The sequence below is a fragment of the Pseudomonas sp. GM18 genome (assembly GCF_000282195.1).
Taxonomy (GTDB): Bacteria; Pseudomonadota; Gammaproteobacteria; order Pseudomonadales; family Pseudomonadaceae; genus Aquipseudomonas.
This window is the reverse complement of record NZ_AKJT01000040.1, coordinates 62223-79436: the sequence shown is the minus strand read 5'-3', so window position 1 is coordinate 79436 and position 17214 is coordinate 62223. Positions and strand designations below refer to the sequence as shown.

At 62.2% G+C, this 17214-nt stretch carries 14 protein-coding genes; 8 read left to right on the top strand and 6 right to left on the bottom strand.

Annotated elements, in window-relative coordinates:
* Nucleotides 1-89: 89 nt before the first annotated feature.
* On the top strand, nt 90-770 hold the full coding sequence (locus PMI21_RS15970) for a glycosyltransferase (RefSeq protein ID WP_007937720.1): 681 nt from the start codon (nt 90-92) through the stop codon (nt 768-770).
* A 12-nt stretch (nt 771-782) separates the two neighbouring features.
* On the opposite strand, the gene PMI21_RS15975 is transcribed toward PMI21_RS15970, so the two are convergent.
* Nucleotides 783-2063: a serine/threonine transporter gene (locus tag PMI21_RS15975; RefSeq protein WP_007937718.1), complete on the bottom strand. Its 1281-nt coding sequence runs from the start codon at nt 2061-2063 to the stop codon at nt 783-785.
* Between the two features lie 566 nt (nt 2064-2629).
* On the opposite strand from PMI21_RS15975, the gene PMI21_RS15980 reads away from it, so the two are divergent.
* The gene (locus tag PMI21_RS15980) at nt 2630-3601 is read left to right on the top strand and encodes a 2-hydroxyacid dehydrogenase (protein WP_007937716.1); all 972 of its coding nucleotides are present in this window, start codon (nt 2630-2632) and stop codon (nt 3599-3601) included.
* On the opposite strand, the gene tssA is transcribed toward PMI21_RS15980, so the two are convergent.
* Genes tssA through PMI21_RS16005 form a run of 5 tightly spaced genes read right to left on the bottom strand, consistent with a single transcriptional unit; the run spans nt 3598 to nt 11122 of the window.
* Nucleotides 3598-4689 carry a type VI secretion system protein TssA gene (gene tssA / locus PMI21_RS15985; protein WP_007937714.1) on the bottom strand — a complete coding sequence of 364 codons (1092 nt, stop codon included), beginning with the start codon at nt 4687-4689 and terminating at the stop codon, nt 3598-3600. The two genes, PMI21_RS15980 and tssA, sit on opposite strands and share 4 nt — an antisense overlap.
* Complete coding sequence (locus tag PMI21_RS15990) at nt 4686-8504, bottom strand: type VI secretion system protein (protein ID WP_007937712.1); 3819 nt, start codon at nt 8502-8504, stop codon at nt 4686-4688. Before PMI21_RS15990 ends, tssA begins: the two co-directional genes overlap by 4 nt.
* Nucleotides 8501-9268 carry a DotU family type IV/VI secretion system protein gene (locus PMI21_RS15995; RefSeq protein WP_007937711.1) on the bottom strand — a complete coding sequence of 256 codons (768 nt, stop codon included), beginning with the start codon at nt 9266-9268 and terminating at the stop codon, nt 8501-8503. The genes PMI21_RS15990 and PMI21_RS15995 overlap by 4 nt, the downstream gene beginning before the upstream one ends.
* A gap of 18 nt (nt 9269-9286) precedes the next feature.
* Nucleotides 9287-10618, bottom strand: a complete 1332-nt coding sequence (gene tssK, locus PMI21_RS16000) for a type VI secretion system baseplate subunit TssK (RefSeq protein WP_007937710.1) — start codon at nt 10616-10618, stop codon at nt 9287-9289.
* 54 nt (nt 10619-10672) lie between these two features.
* Complete coding sequence (locus PMI21_RS16005; protein WP_007937709.1) at nt 10673-11122, bottom strand: hypothetical protein; 450 nt, start codon at nt 11120-11122, stop codon at nt 10673-10675.
* A gap of 228 nt (nt 11123-11350) precedes the next feature.
* On the opposite strand from PMI21_RS16005, the gene tssB reads away from it, so the two are divergent.
* The 6 genes from tssB (at nt 11351) to tssG (ending at nt 17214) form a co-directional block, all read left to right on the top strand.
* Nucleotides 11351-11899, top strand: a complete 549-nt coding sequence (gene tssB / locus PMI21_RS16010) for a type VI secretion system contractile sheath small subunit (protein WP_007937708.1) — start codon at nt 11351-11353, stop codon at nt 11897-11899.
* Nucleotides 11900-11928: 29 nt separating this feature from the next.
* Nucleotides 11929-13416, top strand: coding sequence for a type VI secretion system contractile sheath large subunit (gene tssC, locus PMI21_RS16015; RefSeq protein ID WP_007937706.1), 1488 nt, complete (start codon nt 11929-11931; stop codon nt 13414-13416).
* 75 nt (nt 13417-13491) lie between these two features.
* Entirely contained in the window at nt 13492-13989 is a 498-nt protein-coding gene (locus tag PMI21_RS16020) for an Hcp family type VI secretion system effector (RefSeq protein ID WP_007937704.1), read from the top strand.
* Nucleotides 13990-14004: 15 nt separating this feature from the next.
* Nucleotides 14005-14448 (top strand): type VI secretion system baseplate subunit TssE, encoded by a 444-nt coding sequence (gene tssE, locus PMI21_RS16025; protein WP_007937702.1) that lies wholly within the window; start codon nt 14005-14007, stop codon nt 14446-14448.
* Nucleotides 14432-16225 carry a type VI secretion system baseplate subunit TssF gene (gene tssF / locus PMI21_RS16030; RefSeq protein ID WP_007937700.1) on the top strand — a complete coding sequence of 598 codons (1794 nt, stop codon included), beginning with the start codon at nt 14432-14434 and terminating at the stop codon, nt 16223-16225. The genes tssE and tssF overlap by 17 nt, the downstream gene beginning before the upstream one ends.
* Nucleotides 16189-17214, top strand: coding sequence for a type VI secretion system baseplate subunit TssG (tssG, locus tag PMI21_RS16035; RefSeq protein ID WP_007937698.1), 1026 nt, complete (start codon nt 16189-16191; stop codon nt 17212-17214). The genes tssF and tssG overlap by 37 nt, the downstream gene beginning before the upstream one ends.

Below are 17214 nucleotides of genomic sequence, written 5' to 3'. Positions count from 1 at the left end.
GTCGCCAATTACCCAGCTATCTTTGCCTGATGTCGGCACCAGGACGGCGTGCCACGAGGCCCTCGCGGGCCTTATCTCAAGGAGGAGTCATGCGGGTGATCCTGATCGCCATCGGTTCGGCCGATGACGTTTTCCCCTTCATTGGCCTGGCCAATGCGCTGAACCTGCGCGGTCACCGCGCGACCTTGTGCAGCCTGCCGGAGTTCAAGGCCACCATCGAACAGTACGGGTTGGAATTCGAGCCGTTAGGCCAGCAAACCTGCGACGGCACGCCCCGCCTGCGAGACTCGAAAAGCGCTTTGGCAGAGCAGTGGAACGCGGTCTCACACCTGCTCGAACCGACCTATGACTACATCGCAGCGCGGCGCCATGAGGATATCGTGGTGGTGGGCTCGTTTTGGGCGTTGGGCGCACGTGTGGCCCAGGAGAAGTTCGGCATTGCCTACCTTTCGGTACAGATTTCACCGTTCTTGCGCGAGGTCCATCGGCTGGCGCTGGACCAGCTCTGTGCGCCATCGCTTAACGCCTTGCGCGCCAGAAAGGGCCTGGGCGGGACGGTTCACCACGTTATCAGCCAATGGATGCATTCGCCGGACGGCGTGATCAGCTTCTGCCCCGAGTGGTTCGCACCGCAGCAAGCCTCTGCGCCGGCCACACTGTGCAAGGCCTGCGAAAAAGCCGTTGCGGCTATCGAGCATTGCCACCAGCGAACCAAAGGTCGTCTGGCCGGGCATTCGAAGGGGGCGATCAACCGGGGCAACCCCGATTGATCGCCCGCGGCTTCAGGCGCTGAGCGAGTAGATCAACGCCGTAATCGCCACCAGGCCCACCAGTGTCACGAAGACGTTGGAGGCTTGGCCACGGTAACGCGCCATGGCCGGCACCTTGCGGATCGCGTACATCGGCATCAGGAACAGAATCGCCGCGATGACCGGGCCACCGAGGGTTTCGATCATGCCGAGAATGCTCGGGTTCAGGGTCGCGACAATCCAGCAGACCACCAGCATGAAAGCCGCGGTCATACGGTCCAGGGTCTTCGGCGCCGGGCGTTTGCCGCTCTTGACGATCAAGCCCTTCAAGCCTTCGCTGGCGCCGATGTAGTGGCCCAGGAATGACTTGGAAATGGCCACGAAGGCAATCAACGGCGCCGCGAAGGCGATGGTCGGGTTGCTGAAGTGGTTGGCCAGGTACGACAGGATCGACAGGTTCTGCGCCTTGGCTTCCGCCAGTTGCGCCGGCGACAGGGTCAACACGCAGCTGAAGACGAAGAACAGCACCATCACCACCATCAGGAGGTGGGCGCGGGACAGGATCTGCGAGCTGCGCTCTTGGGCATGCGTGCCGTAGCGACGTTTCTGGTCCACCGCGAACGCCGAAATGATCGGCGAATGGTTGAACGAGAACACCATCACCGGAATCGCCAGCCACAGGGTGTGCAGCAGCGCCGACGACTCTGGCAGTGTGGACGCGGTGCTGAGGATGCCGCCGTTCCAGTGAGGAATCAGGAACACCGCCAGGAACAGCAGCGCGACGATGAACGGATACACCATCAGGCTCATGGCCTTGACGATCACCTGCTCACCGCAACGCACCACCGCCAACAGGCCGAGAATCAGCACGAACGACAGCACGGCGCGCGGTGGCGGCATGATGTGCAACTGATGTTCGAGGAAACTGCCCACGGTGTTGGTCAGGGCCACGCTATAGATCAGCAGGATCGGGAAGATCGCGAAAAAATACAACAAGGTGATCAGCGCGCCGGCCTTAATGCCGAAATGTTCTTCCACCACTTCGGTGATGTCTGCGCCTTCACGGCCGGACAGCACGAAGCGGGTCAGGCCACGGTGCGCGTAAAACGTCATGGGGAACGCCAGCAGCGCCAGGATCAGCAGCGGCCAAAAGCCGCCCAGCCCCGCGTTGATGGGTAAAAACAGGGTACCGGCCCCGATTGCCGTGCCAAACAGGCCCAGCATCCAGGTGGTGTCATGGCGGTTCCAGCTTTCGAGGCTCGCTGGTGTCGCCGCTACATAGCGCTCGTCGACGCTATTGGCCTGATCATTCATCCGGTCGGATCTCCGCTTTCCGGTCACTTGCCACTCGGTCAGGACGCGTCGGAAAAAACCGACAGACATGCTCCGGCCGAAACAGGGGCGGGATTCTCCGTGATAAACGAGCAGAAGCAAAGGTTTAGCTGAGCAATGGTTGTGCGGAGCAGATCAGAGGTCTGTCGTTTTTAGAAAAATAACTGTCGGCAACGGGTATGCGATGTGTCGTTTTCTGACACACTTTAGTAAACCCTGAATGTACGGTGTGCCTGACGGACCGCAGTGCCTGATTTTACGACTGCTGCGCAGCCGAACGCAGCCTCGCAAGCTCGACAGCTGCTACACCCGAACGCAGCCTCGCAGGCTCGACAGCTGCTACGGCAATTTCATCGCGGACAAATCCTCTCCATCCGCCGCGCGCTGATCTAGTGTTGTATCTAAGAAGCTCGCCGGTATCGCCAACGCCTGCACGGGTGCTTGCCAACCAATAACCTATGATCTCGGGCCATTGCCAATCTGCTCTAGAGTCAGCAATCTGACGCGACGTTCGAGCCCCGACACTCCGCTGCCCTCAGGAGCCCAGCATGACCGCAACTGTTCTGGTACTGGTTGAAACCATCAATGAATACCTGCCGATTCTCGAACATCAGGGGTTTCATTTGATCCTGGCCCCAACCCCGGCCGAGCGCGCCGCCGCCATTGCCCGACAGGGCAGCCAGATCGATGCGGTGCTGACGCGTGGCCCGTTGGGCCTGTACGCCAATGAAATCGCCGCTCTGCCCAACCTCAAGATCATCTGCGTGATCGGCGCTGGTTACGAACACGTCGACCTGCAAGCCGCCGTCAACCGGGGGATCACTGTGACCAACGGCGCCGGCGTCAATGCCTCTTCCGTTGCCGATCACGCCATGGCGTTGCTGCTGGCACTGGTTCGTGACATCCCTCGGGCCGATGCTGCCGTCCGTCGGGGCGAGTGGCCGAAAATCATGCGCCCTTCCCTGTCCGGCAAACACATAGGCATCCTCGGCCTCGGTGCTGTTGGCCTGGCTATCGCCAAACGTGCCGCCAACGGCTTTGATATGAGGGTGAGTTACCACAACCGCCAACATCGCAGCGATGTGCCGTACAGCTATTGCTCGACGCCTACCGAGCTGGCACGCCATTCGGATTTCCTGATAGTCGCCACCCCAGGCGGGATCGGCACCCAGCACCTGATCAACCGGCAAGTGCTCGACGCCCTGGGGCCCAACGGGTTCCTCGTCAACATCGCCCGGGCCAGTGTGGTCGTCACGGCAGACCTGATCACCGCCCTCGAACAGCGGCGGATCGCCGGTGCCGCGCTGGATGTCTTCGACAACGAACCCCAGGTACCGGACGCCCTCAAGGGGTTGGCCAACGTGATTCTGACCCCGCATGTCGCCGGATTGTCCCCGGAGGCCACCCAAGGCACCGTCGAACTGGCCGGCAAAAACCTGACGGCGTTTTTTTCTGGTCAACCGGTACTGACGCCTATTGCGTTACCGCCACCGTCAACAGCAACCCGGCTCAATCACTAAAGAACGCCCAACAGCGTCCAGAGTCGCCGGGATTCGGCGTCGGCGCTGATCAGTTCGCCCAGCAGTTCACTCAGGGGCTTGTTGCCCCACTCCACGCCCCGCTTGATCAGATAGGGCACCGGACTGTGGGGTTCGGTGCGCGCCAGGTACTCGGCGATCAGCAGCAACTGCCGGTACGCCTCTTCACGATTCGCCGGCTCGCTGAACACCTGGGGCGTCGGGATGACTTCCGGCGCAGCAACCGGGCTCGATGCTGCCACCACAGGCGTTTCGACGGGCGGTGCCGGGGTCGGTTTTCGTGGATGCATGGCGATGAACTCCTGAACCAGCGTCAACAATGCGTCGATCACGTCCTGCAACGCCTTGAAGCCTGGGGCCTGGTTTCCGAGAAAAGCGTCGCTCCACACCTCCAGGCGCTGCAAGTGCTGCTGGCTGAGCAGCAGACTGCCCTGGCTGCGCAACCAGAATGACAACGGTGTGGCGCGAATCTGTTCGGTGAGTTTTTTCTGTTCGTTGCGCGCGTTCTCGGCCGAGGTCTTGGCCGCTTTACTGTCGCGGCCCTGCACCTGTTGCAACTGCAACCGGCGCCAGGCGTCCAGACAGAAACCATCGAACTCATGGTTGTGCGGCTCGAACAGCGGCACTCGGGTCAGCAACACTTCAGCGTAGCGTCGAGCCAGCCATTCCAGCGGTATCACCCGCCATGACTGGTCGCCGTCCTCAGCCTGTGGGTGCAGGTGTTCGGGATAGCGCTCGCATAACCCGGCCACCAGCGCCAGGCTGCCCGGCAACCCTTCGAGCCCGTCCTGATGCAGCCAGGCCTCCCCCAGCCAGGCGCTGAGCATCAAGTCCTTGCTGCGTTCGAGCAGCAGGCTCGTGGTCAGCTTTTCCAGTTCCGGCCATTGGGCGCGCTTGATCGACGACTGCCACACACCCGTCGGCAAACTGGTGTCGTCCTCTCGGCGCAGTTCGCGCAACCGGTCGAACTCGGGTTCATAACGCAAATCCTGACCACAAGGCGCCTGCTCGCTGATCGGTTCGAGCAGTTGCGCAATCAGTTCCGGCAACGGTGTTGAAGGTTGATTCACAGGCCCTCCTCCTCATGGGATTCAATGGCCGCGGTCGACCGCGTCACCATGAACGGTGAACGCGGAGCCCGGGTCGGCAAGGGCTGAATGGACAGCGGCAATTTCGAGCCTTGGGTCATCAGCGACAAGCGCACAAACATCAGGGTCTGCTCCGCGGTGCTGGCCTGCGTGGTCACGGGCAGGCGCAAGGTCAACGGAAAATCCGTGTAGTCCAGGTTCGGCTGACGCTGCACCGACACGTGCGAACGCATCAAGCGCAACAGCGACCATGGACCGCTGTACTCCCAACCCGCTTCCAGATCCCGCACCACCAGGCTCGGCTGCAACGGATCGTTGGCCGGGCGCTGATAGCCATTTCTGGCCCAGCGCAAGGTCAGCCGGATCGGTTGACCGACCATCCAGCGCAGGTTCTGCTGAGCCTCGCCGGGGTAGTTGATCTGTTGATTGCCGGCGTTCAAGCCCCAGGCAATCACCTGATCGGCGCCACGCTCTTCCTCCCGATCGGTGCGCCAGCGCACGTCCATCTCCAGCCCCAGCACACCGCTCTTGTCGCGCACGAACATCGGCCCCAGCCAGGTGCTGGCTTGCTTCAGACGATTGAGAAAGTCCTCGGCGGCCAAGCGCTCCGGGGTCTGGCTCAGCAGCAAGCCGGCCTGCGCCACCGGCAAACGCTTGTCGATCAGTTCCAGCAAATGCTGGACCCGGGCCGGGTCGGCATCGCTGGCCTGCAGGCCATTGGCAAACGGAAAGCGCTCCGCCAAGTACTGGTTGAAATAGTTGGCCAGCTCATTCCACGCAGCTGCCGCCTGTTGCTGTTGCAAGAACTGGCAGCGCTGCATGGCGGCTTGTTGTAGATCCACCGCCCGCAACGCCAAGGTTCCGCGCCCTCCGGACAGGTTGGCGGTTTGCAGGATCTGGCCACAGGACGCGACGTCCATTTCGATGAAGTCCCGGCTCACCAATTGCTCGATCTGCGCCGGCGAACTGGCGGGGTTCTGCTCTTTGTATTTGAGCAGCTCGTCGTTGAGCGCGCTGAACTGCGTCACACGCTCGTAATCCAGTGCCGAGAGGTTCTGTTGCTGGACTTTCAGCCATTCCAGCGCCGAAGTGCGGCGCTCGGTGATGCCGAGCATGGTATTGAACTGCTGCTTGAGGCTCAGTTTCAAATCCTGCACGTCATTGGCGCCATACAGTTGCAGGCCGAGGTTTTTCGAGCCGTCCCACTGGCTGATTTCGGTGCGTCCACTGAACAGTGGCTGGGCGACGATTTCGTCGAGGCCGCTGACGATGTCCGCCAATGCACGGCGGTTCAAGGCGGTTTGCAAACGCGTGGCCAGATCGCTGCGGCGCACCTCGACAAAGGCTTTCTGCAAGGCAATCGCCTGGGCTGCCTGCACATTGAAAACGCCGCTGTGGACCTGCGCATTGTGCTCGCGCAGGCTCGACAACATGGCCTTGACCACCGCGCCTTCGGCCGCTTGCAGCAACGCGCCACGATACGCCGGGGGAATGCGCGGCAGCTCTTCGGCGGCATAACTCTTGTAACTGGCGAAGTAGTTCAGCGCACTGTCGAGGTCGTCGCCATCAACACCGCGCCCCTGCCCATCCGGGACGTCGGACTGATCCGCCTGTAAGGCGATGGCGACAAAATCGCGCTTGAACAGCGCCTGCACCGCGTTGTTCAACTGCACCACATGCTCCTGCAATACCAGTTGCCCGCTGCCTTGCTGGATCAGCAAATTATCCCGGGCCCCGGCCTGGGTGATCCACTGGTCACGAAAGCTCTGCTGCAACTTCGACGCCTGCTGATCCAGCTGCTGTTCGACCTGCGGGCCGAGCAAAGTACTCTGACGTACCTTGTCCATCATCGCCCGGTAACCGGGCACCAGATCCTGGCCCTTGCCCCGGCTCCACGCTGAGTTGGTCAGGCCGACCAGTGCTTGCAGGTCGTCGATCAGCGCGCGCAAATCTTCCAGCTCGGAGAGGGAATTGCCGCTGCCGGCCTCCAGCCGCTCCAGGTGCAAGCGCAGATAACCGGCCTGGCGCACGAAGTTGTCGGCAAGGAAATACTGGTCCAGCCAGCGCTCCATGAGCCCGAGGAAGTTTTCCTCGATCTGCGCGCGCTCGACGGTCAGGTCCAGCGGTTTCAACTCACTGTTGTCGGCATCCAGCAGCGCCCGGTTGTAAAAACCGGCGCGGTGCAGAGTGCCGGCGTTGAGGTTCAGCGACAGGGCATTGTTGCTCAGCAACACCAGGTCTTCGAGCGGCGCCTTGGTATTGTTCAGCGCCTGATTGAACCACTGGTTCTGCTGCTCCAGACTCACCGCACGCTCCACCAGTTCCGTGGCCTTGACGTAGTTTTGCCATTGGGCCGGATCTTCGCTTTCGACGTTGCCCCGTCGTTCGGTGTTGCGAATGGTCTTGAGTTGCGCCAGATCCGCGCTCAACAAATCGCGCAGCGGCAGCAACAAATGGCTGTGGGCGGTGAGGCGCAATTCGTTCTCCAACTGCGCATCCAGCGAGGAGAACCAGGAGGTCGGAAACACCACTGAGGTGAAGCGCCAGCGCGGTGCTTTTTCCAGCACCCTCCAGAAACTCTGGACGTTGCGTCGGGTCGCCTCCAGCCGATGGGATTCATCCGTGACAGCCGCGTAATTTTTCTGCGCCCCTTGCATCAGACGCGACAACTCATGGGCATCCTTTTCCGAGTCCTGCCACACCCACAGCATGCCAGCGCCCCAGAGCAGCGCGACCACCAGCGCCACCCCACCGGTCACGCGCTGCCAGCGCTGACGCAGGCGTAGCAGACGCGGCACCACTTGAGCCAGGCCGCGTTCGGCGACCACCCGCCGTTGCCACAACTGCCGGGCGAAAGCGCTCTGCTGTAAGCCAGTGTCGTAGGCCGAAAATCCGTTGGCGCTGTCGTCCGAGGGCTGGTTGGCGGTGAAATAAACCCCGCGAAAACGCGGCGCCTCGCCTTGCGCATTGCCCTGAAAAACCGGTTCCAGCAAGGATTGCAGATGCCGCCGCAAGGCTTCGAAACGTTCCGGCAAGCCATACAAATCGACGCTCAACTGCCCGGACAAGGCGCCGATTTCGATGATCGATTCCGCCAGCGCCCGGTTGACCTGATCCAGCGCCTGATCGCTCCATTGCGCCTGCCAGACCGCATCGGGCCCGTGAGGCGAGGACCAGCCGAGTGTGCGTTCACGAGCCTCGACCGGCAACGCGCTGATCAACTCCTGAAAGCCCGGCAACTCTTCCATGCCGGTAATGACCACGTACACCGGCAGGCTCAAACCGAAGCGTTGCAACAAATCGATGAAGCGTCGACGCGCCGCCAAGCCGAGGGCCGCCGCCTGCTCGGCATTGCCCAGCCGACTGATCGGCACCGTCCAGATCACTCCGTCCAGCGGACGTTGACTGCGCAAGCGCAGGATCAATCCCAGCAAGCGCCACCAGCCACCCCGTTGCAGGTGCATGCCTTCATCCGGCAAAAACAGCGCCTGGGGTACCACCAATACCGCCCCTTCAGGGTCCGACCACCAGCGACCGAACCAGCCCGGTTTGTCGGTGGGCTGCAAGCGCCACTGAGTGCACAACTGGGTGCCCTGAGTCTCGTTGCCGAGCATCAGCAGCCAGGGAATCTGATAACGATCCTGGGTGCCCTGCTCCTGCTCCATCTGCCGCACCGCCATGTAAAAACTGCGGATCGCCGCACCGCTTTGCGTGCGCAACCACCAGACCGCCACGGCGACAATCGCCAGCACCAACAGCACGGCGATGATGAGGCCGATAATCCCCAGCGTGCTCATGAGTCTTGCTCCGAGGTGGCCACCGAATCGGTCAGTTGCAAGACCGGTTCGAGCTCCTGGCGAATGTCACGCCAGAACAACTGCCCCAACCCGGTCAGCAGCAGGACCACGGCGAGAATCCCCAGGCCCAGACGAAAGCCATCGGGCAACGAAAGACGCACCGGCAATTGCAGCGGCGTCACCGCCGAAGGCTGTTCGAGCCGGGAGCTGACGTCGGCATAATCCGCCTCGTGCTGCCAGGCAAAGGTAAACAGCGCCAGGCGCCATTTTTCATGCTGCGCCTGATTCTGTTCGCCCCGCAGACGCCCCTGAAAGCCCAACACCAGGCACTGCAAATAGACATTGGCCAGATCGCGCATGGTGGGGATTTGCTCGTCCAGCAGTTCCTTGATCGCCAACGGTATCCGCTCGCCGGCCTGACGGCTGGCGTACATCCGCGATTCCAGGGGTTTATCCTGCCAGGCCGACTGGCCCGGCCATGGCGTAAACAGCAAGGTTTCATCGACCAGCGCGACAAAGGCATAGACCAGTGCTTTGACTTGCTCGGTGGCGGCGTCACCGACCTTGGCGAAGGCGGTTCGCCAAAGGCGTTGGGAGATTTGCGTGGAGAGTTCGACCACCGCTTCCACCAGCGCTTCGTCTTCGCTGTCCTTGGGCAACTGGCTCCAGTCCTGGGACCATTGCTGCCAGGCCTGGCGAAAAGCACTGCTCAGCGGCGCTTCGTTGAGGCCTCGTGTACCTGTCCCGGCATTCCCCTCAGACATATGACGTTCCTTCCTTGATCAAGCACTCTCACTCGCCTGGGCCACAAACAACACCACTTGCCATGGACTGCTGGCCAGCCTGGAAGCCGGTGCGGCAATCAGCAACGGCAACTGCCCGTCGAACCATTGGCCTTCGGCCGTCACCACAAACAACCGCGTATCGTCGCCGACGCCGTAGGCCACTTGCTCATTGCGACTCATGGCTTCATGGGACAAACCGCTCATGCGCTGACGGCTGAGCAGCGGGATGTGCGGCTGCGACGCGATGATCGCCCCGCGCAGCCATTCGCTGGCGGCCTGCTCGCTGGCGCCGTTGGGCATGCGCAACCCGATGACCAGCCGTTGGCTCGGCTGGTCTTCGGGCAATTGAATCGAGAAGGACTGTTCGTTGCGTTCGAATGCCAGGCTGCGATAACCGGCGCGGATCAATTCGAGGGTCTTTTCCAGCCAGTCGAGCACCGCTTCATAGCCGCGCTGCAACTCCAGAAAATCCAGCGGGGCGAACGCCGGAACCCCGGCCAATGGATCGAGCGCCGACCAGGCGCCGGCCAGCCCGAGCAGCAAGCCATACAGCGCCTGCGGCGTGGCCACGCGACTGTTCAGCAGGCCTTCGACTTCCGGCAGTCGCGCCCACAGCGCCGTCAACTGACGCCGAATCTCCATCGCGTCATCCTGATTGCCGGCCTGCTGCGCCTGGCGCAAACGACCGGCGAGGAACATGCATTTCTCCCGCGCCCTGGCGCACAGCCCCGCCACGCGCCGACCCACCACCGACTCGGGCAACAGGCATGGCGTCGGCGGTGTGTAAGGCAACGCAAGAAAGCCGCCACCCTCCTTGCGAATCCTCAGCAGCGGCAGGCAGACAGAATCGGCCTTGTTCAGTTGTGTGCACAAACGCGGATTCGGACGCCAGACCGTGATCGATTCCGGGTACTCGCCACTGGTGAGATCCGGCAATGCGTCGCCGACGACAGACTGCAATCGCCCCTTGAGCGGCAGCAACTGACCGGCGCGCCACAGCGGGCTGACTGCCAGGTACACGGTGACGGTGGCGTTGTCCGTGGCATCGATCGCTGCACTGACGTCGAGCTCCAGCATCGGCCCGACACCGGCCTGCAGATTGACCGGCAAACCGTCCGGCAACGTCGCCTGCAAATTGAGCAGGCGCACCAGCCCGGCGCTCAGTGCCGAGGGGTCGAATTCGACGCGGGTCACGCCCCAGAACCATGGATTACACGCTTGGGCGAAATGCGCTACCAACGCCTCGGCCCGCAGCCCTTGCAACTGAAAATGCTGGGGCAGCAACTGCATGCCCTCATGCCAGCAAACCGCGTCAGGAAGCAGACTCATACGATTCCCTTCGACCTCTCGTGGCGCCGCACCAATGGCGGCCTGGCCCTGTGTTCAGTTCGGGTGATCGCTGACCAGTGTCATCTCACGACTGTCGAACTTGAGCCAGGCGTTGCTTTGATCGTCCAGCCGCAACCGGTGTGCTCCGGGAGTGGTATAGCTGGCGAAGACTAAAAGTCCAGCCGCCCGCTTGCCCCCCAGCGGAAAGGGTTGTTTGTCGATGAATTGACCGGGCACCAGCTCCAGTCCCCAGACCGTCATCAGCTGTCGGTAGTCGCGCTGATACTGTTCGCGTTCGGCGAACCACTGGCGAGCAGTGATGCCCGACAATTGCTTGAGCAGATCCGCGTCGTTCACCGCAATGAAGTCCACCGCAATCGGGGTGTCATCGTTGGCGCGAGGCGCGACGTCCAGCGTCAGGTTATCGAGATCGACGCGAGGCCCGAACAACGAACACCCGGCGAGTGACAAGAGCAGAACCAAAGAAAAAAGACGTGCGTACAAAATGAATTTTCCTTTTCTCGACACGGTCCAAAAACGTTTTTTGTTTGCTTTTTTATAGACCTGTTCTAGCGTCTTGGGTAGTTCGGTCGGCACGACGAATGTGGAAGGTTCGTCAAAGGAATGACAGGTCCTCTGCCCTCCCTTTCTAACCTACGGTCCAGTAAGGGAATGCGATGAAACGGGCCTCCCGATGCATTGCACCCGCCTCATGCATCGGAGTCAGCCACCATGGCAGAAAGTACTCAGCACAAGCTAGACAGGGTTCGCCCACCCCGGGTGCAAATCACCTACGACGTCGAAATCGGCAACGCGATCGAGAAGAAAGAATTGCCGCTGGTTGTCGGTATTCTTGCCGACCTCTCCGGCAAGCCTCTCGAACCACTCCCGAAATTGAATGAACGGCGTTTCACCGAAATCGACCGCGACAACTTCAATGAAGTCCTCGCCTCGATCGGCCCGCGCGCCACCTTGCAGGTCAATAACACCCTCAGCGGCGACGGCAGCAAACTCAACATCGAGCTCAACTTCAAACACATCGATGACTTCGACCCGGTCAAGGTGGTCGAGCAAGTCACTCCGCTGCGGCGTCTGTTCGAAGCGCGCCAGCGTCTGCGCGACCTGCTGACCAAACTCGATGGCAACGATGATCTGGACAAACTGCTGCGTGACGTCATTGCCAACACCGAGGGACTGCAAGAGATCAAGTCGGCTCGTCCGGACACCGCCGCTCCCGCTCCTGCTGGCGACAGCGAAGCACCGGCTGAACCGCAAGCCTGATCGTTCATCCACCCAGGGAGAATTTTGCCATGCCTGCCTCATCCGCCGCCCAAAGCCAAGCCAGTGACAGTACGACCGAGACCTTGTCCCTGCTCGACGAAATAATCGCCAAAGGCCGCATGGCCCATGACGACAGCCAACAGGATTACGCCCGCGACATGCTCGCGGAATTCGCCACCCAGGTCCTCGACGAAGGCATGGCCATCGACAAGGACACCGTGGCGATGATCAACGACCGCATCAGCCAGATCGACGAGCTGATCAGCGCTCAACTGAACGAAGTGTTGCACCACCCGGACCTGCAGAAACTCGAAGCCTCCTGGCGCGGCCTGCATCTGCTGGTGAAGAACACCGAGACCAGTTCCCGGCTGAAATTGCGCCTGCTCAACGTGACTCAAAAAGAGCTGCAGAACGACCTGGAAAAAGCCGTCGAGTTCGACCAGAGCGCACTGTTCAAGAAGATCTACGAAGAGGAATACGGCACCTTCGGCGGCCACCCGTTCAGCCTGCTGGTGGGTGACTACACTTTCGGCCGGCACCCGCAAGACATCGGCCTGCTGGAGAAACTGTCGAACGTCGCCGCGGCCGCTCACGCGCCGTTCATTGCCGCTGCCAGCCCACGGCTGTTCGACATGAACAGCTTCACCGAACTGGCCGTGCCGCGGGATCTGTCGAAAGTGTTCGAGAGCCAGGAGCTGATCAAGTGGCGCTCGTTCCGCGAAAGCGAAGATTCGCGCTACGTGTCGCTGGTGCTGCCGCACTTCCTGCTGCGCCTGCCCTATGGCCCTGATACGTCGCCGGTGGAAGGCATCAACTACGTCGAAGACGTCAACGGCAGTGACCACGGCAAATACCTGTGGGGCAACGCCGCGTGGGCCTTGTCGCAACGGATCACCGAAGCCTTCGCCAAGTACGGCTGGTGCGCGGCGATTCGCGGTGCCGAAGGCGGTGGTGCGGTGGAAGGCCTGCCGGCCCATACCTTCCGCACAACCTCCGGTGACCTGTCGCTCAAATGTCCGACCGAAGTGGCGATCACCGACCGTCGCGAGAAAGAACTCAACGACCTCGGCTTCATCGCCCTGTGCCACAAGAAGAACAGCGACGTGGCGGTGTTCTTCGGCGGCCAGACCACCAACAAGTCCAAGCTCTACAACACCAACGAGGCGAACGCCAACGCGCGGATTTCCGCGATGCTGCCGTACGTGCTCGCGGCCTCGCGTTTCGCGCACTACCTGAAGGTGATCATGCGCGACAAGGTCGGCAGCTTCATGACCCGCGACAACGTGCAGACCTACCTCAACAACTGGATCGCCGACTATGTGCTGATCAACGACAACGCGCCGCAAGAAATCAAGGCGCAGTACCCGTTGCGTGAAGCCCGGGTGGATGTGACCGAAGTCGCCGGCAAGCCCGGAGCCTACAAGGCCACGGTGTTCCTGCGGCCGCACTTCCAGCTTGAGGAGCTGACCGCGTCGATCCGCCTGGTCGCGACCCTGCCGCCACCGGTAGCCGCCTGACCTGCCTCCCGCCGGGGCCAACCCGGCGGAATTCCCCTGCTTATCTAGCACGATTACTTTCAGGAGTTTCATGCGATGGATGCAATCATTCTCGACCTCGGCGGCGACATCAAAGGCGATAGCCTGCTCGAGGGTTACAAGGACAAGATCGAAGTCATGTCCTACAGCCACAACGTGGCCATGCAGGTGACCAACGACGTCAGCAACTCGGAGCGGACCTCCGGCAAGCCACACATCGGCGAGTTCACCCTGACCAAATTCGTCGACAGCTCGACGCCCTCCCTCAACGAATATTGCTGCGCCGGTAAACCGATCCCCGAAGCCAAGATCACCATCGGCCGCAACGCTGCCGAAGGCAGCGGTCAGCTGATGCCGTTCATCATCTACACCCTGACCAACGTGGTGCTGTCCAACGTCAGCGTCAGCGGCGGCACGGGTGGCAAACCGGTGGAAACCATTTCCCTGAACTTCACCAAGATCAAGTGGGAGCTCACCGCCCAGAAAGACGACGGCACCAAGGAAGGCACGGCCGCCTCGACCTGGGACATGGCCGCCAACAAGCTCGTCAAGTAAGCGGACGCGTCGGTCATGGCAGGCACCGGCATGCTCCCACCATTGTTCGAGCGCCTCGCCTCAAGCGAGGTCGACACAGTGCAGGTGTTCGATCGCCAGGGGCTGCTCGACTCGGTGCACACGGAGTTGCTGCGCCTGTTCAATACCCGACGCGGCTCACGTCCGCTGACCTCCCCGCCGAGCATTCTCGACTACGGCATCGCTGACTGGACTGCCTTGCAACAGCAGCGCAGCGATGACCGTCGTCAGTTGGCGCGGGAAGTCCGCGAGGCCATCAGCCATTTCGAACCGCGCCTGCAACTGGGCGAGGTCCAGGTCAATCCGGTCCCCGGCCATCCGCAGCAACTGAGCATTCGGCTACTGGGCGAGTTGCGCAGCGGCCAGCAGCACTGGCCCGTGGCATTTGTCATCGAGAAGGCCAGCCATGGCCTTGAGGTGCGTCATGAGCGACTCGATTGACCCGCAACTGCTCGATTACTACCAACGCGAACTGACCTGGCTGCGCCACGCCGGCAGCGTTTTTGCCGAGCGTTATCCCAAGGTTGCCAGACGCCTGGAACTGTCCCCCGGTGAATGCCCCGACCCGCATGTCGAACGCCTGCTCGAAGGTTTCGCCTTGCTCGCCGCACGCTTGCAACGGCGGCTCGATGACGATTACGCCGAATTCAGCGACTCCTTGCTCGAACAGCTTTACCCGTTGGCCATGCGGCCGTTGCCGTCCTGCGCGATCGTGCAATTCGAGCCGGACCCGAGCAAGGGCAACCTCGACGATGGTTATCCATTGCCACGGGACACACCACTGTTCGTCACCACCACCAAAGGCGAGAGCATCCACTTTCGCACCAGCGCCGCGGTTCGATTGTGGCCGGTGGAAATCAACGAAGCGCTGCTGCTGGGCAGCGACGAAGCCCAGGCCCTGACCGGTGTGGCGCAAGCGCGCTCGGCCCTGCGCCTGAGCCTGCGTTGCCTGGGTGAAAGCCAGTGGTCGACGCTGGCCATCAAACAATTGCGCGTGCACCTGACCGCCTCGCCGGTGATCAACGCCTGCCTGTATGACCTGCTCGGCGCCCATGCCGTGAAGGTGCTGGCCGGACCGGTCGGCAGCGTACCCGTCGTGTTGGCCGGGTTACCGCAGATCGTTGGTTTTGCCAGCGACGAAGTGCTGTTGCCGGACGAGGACGGCGTGCATCCGGGCATGCGCCTGCTCGCCGAGTACTTTGCCTTCCCGGACAAATTCAACTTCTTCGATATTCCATTGGCCGGCGCCACCAGCGACAGCCAGACGCTGTATTTGTACATCGTCTTCGACCGCGCCCCGGCCAACCGTCTGCACCTTCAGGCCAGCGACATCGCCCTGGGCTGCGCGCCGGTGATCAACCTGTTTCCGCGAACCTCGGAGCCCCTGCGCCCGGACGGCACCCGCAGCGAGTACCGCCTGGTCGCCGACAGCCACCGGGAAAACAGCGTCGAGATCCACAGCATCCGCGCCATGCGCGCCAGCACAAGCCAGGGCGTGCAACGGGTGCCGGCGTATTACGGCAGCCAGCATGTTGGCAGCGACAAACAGTGCTATTGGCATGCGCGCCGGGTCAGCGGCATGACCCCGAATCGCCTGGGCACCGACCTGATGGTGAGCCTGGTCGACACCCGACTCGATCCGCTGACTGAAGCCAGCGAATACAGCCTCACCGCCGAACTGCTGTGCACCAACCGGCACCTCGCCCAAAGCCTGCCCGCCGGTACGCCCCTGGGTTTCGAGCGACCGGGGCCGGTGGCCTGGGCCCGTTTGCGCAACCCACCGAGCCCGCAAAGTTTGCCGCGATTGGACGGCGAATCGCGCTGGCGGCTGGTGTCGCAGCTGACCCTCAATCATTTGTCACTGGTCGAGGGACCGCAGGCGCTGGATGCCCTCAAGGAAATCCTCCAGTTGCACAACCTGCGCGACGAGGCCAGCGCCTTGCGGCAGATTGACGGCTTGTTAAGCCTCGGCTGCGAACGGGTGATCGCCCATGTCGGTGAAGACGCCTGGCGCGGCTGGCGTAATGGGCTGGAAGTTCAGCTGCAACTCGATCCGCAGCATTTCGTCGGCAGCAGCGCGGTGTTGTTTTCCGCAGTGCTGGCGCAGTTCTTTTCACTCTACGCCACGGCCAATCGCTTCGTGCGCACGGTCCTGGTCCAGTCAGACAAGGAGGTCAAGACATGGCAACCCCAAGCCGGCATGCCGCTGTCCCTCTGAGCCTGAGCCAGAAGCTGCGGCGCGATCCGCAGGCGTTCGAGTTGTTGCAGGCGTTGCTGCTGCTGGAACGTGAACACCCGCAAGCTGAATCCCTGGGCAGCGGCACCGCGCCTCAAGCCGAAGCCTTGCGCCTGCGCGGGCCATTGACGCCGCTTTTTTCCGCCAGCGAAATCGAAAGCCTGACCCAGGACACGGGCCAGCCACCGACGCTCACGACTCCCGTGTTCGGCCTAGGCGGACCGGATGGCCCCCTGCCCTACGCCTATCAGGAATGGCTGCAACAACGGGCCCGCGCCAAGGATCATGCACCGGCCGAGTTCCTCGACCTGTTCCAGCATCGCTTGCTCAGCCTGCTGTACAAGGTGATGCGCAAACACCGGATTGCTGTCGGCTTCACCGTCCCCGGCGCGTCGCCGGTGCAGGCGCAACTGCGGGCGCTGACCGGGTTGTTGCCCAAAGCCTTGCAGGAACGCCAGGCTGTGCCCGATTCCGCGGTACTGGCGTGCAGCGCGTTGTTTGCCGACGGCCGTCGTTCGTTGGCCGGTTTCGCCGCGATCGTGCGCGAGCACTTTGAACTGCCAGTAGAACTCAGCGCCTATGAAGGCGCCTGGCGGGAGATCCCGCCGGCCAGTCGCAGCCGTCTGCAACCGGGCGGGCGCAATCTGCAACTGGGCCGCAGCGCCGTGGCCGGCACCCGGGTCTGGGATGAACACGCCGGCATCCGCCTGACCCTCGGCCCGCTGACCTCGGCGCAGGCGGCGCGGTTTCTGCCGGACGGCGAAGCCCATCCGGCGCTGGCCAGCCTCAGCGCCTTGTATTTCGGCCCCGACCTGGAGTGCACGCTGGTGCTGCTGGTACGCGGTGCCAGCCCGATGAAACTCGCTCGCCAGACACCGCCCTTGCTCAGTTGGAACGGCGGCCTGCAACGCCAGACCAGCCTCGCCGTGCAACGGATCGAAACCCGCCTTCGTCAGCTGGAGATCACCTGA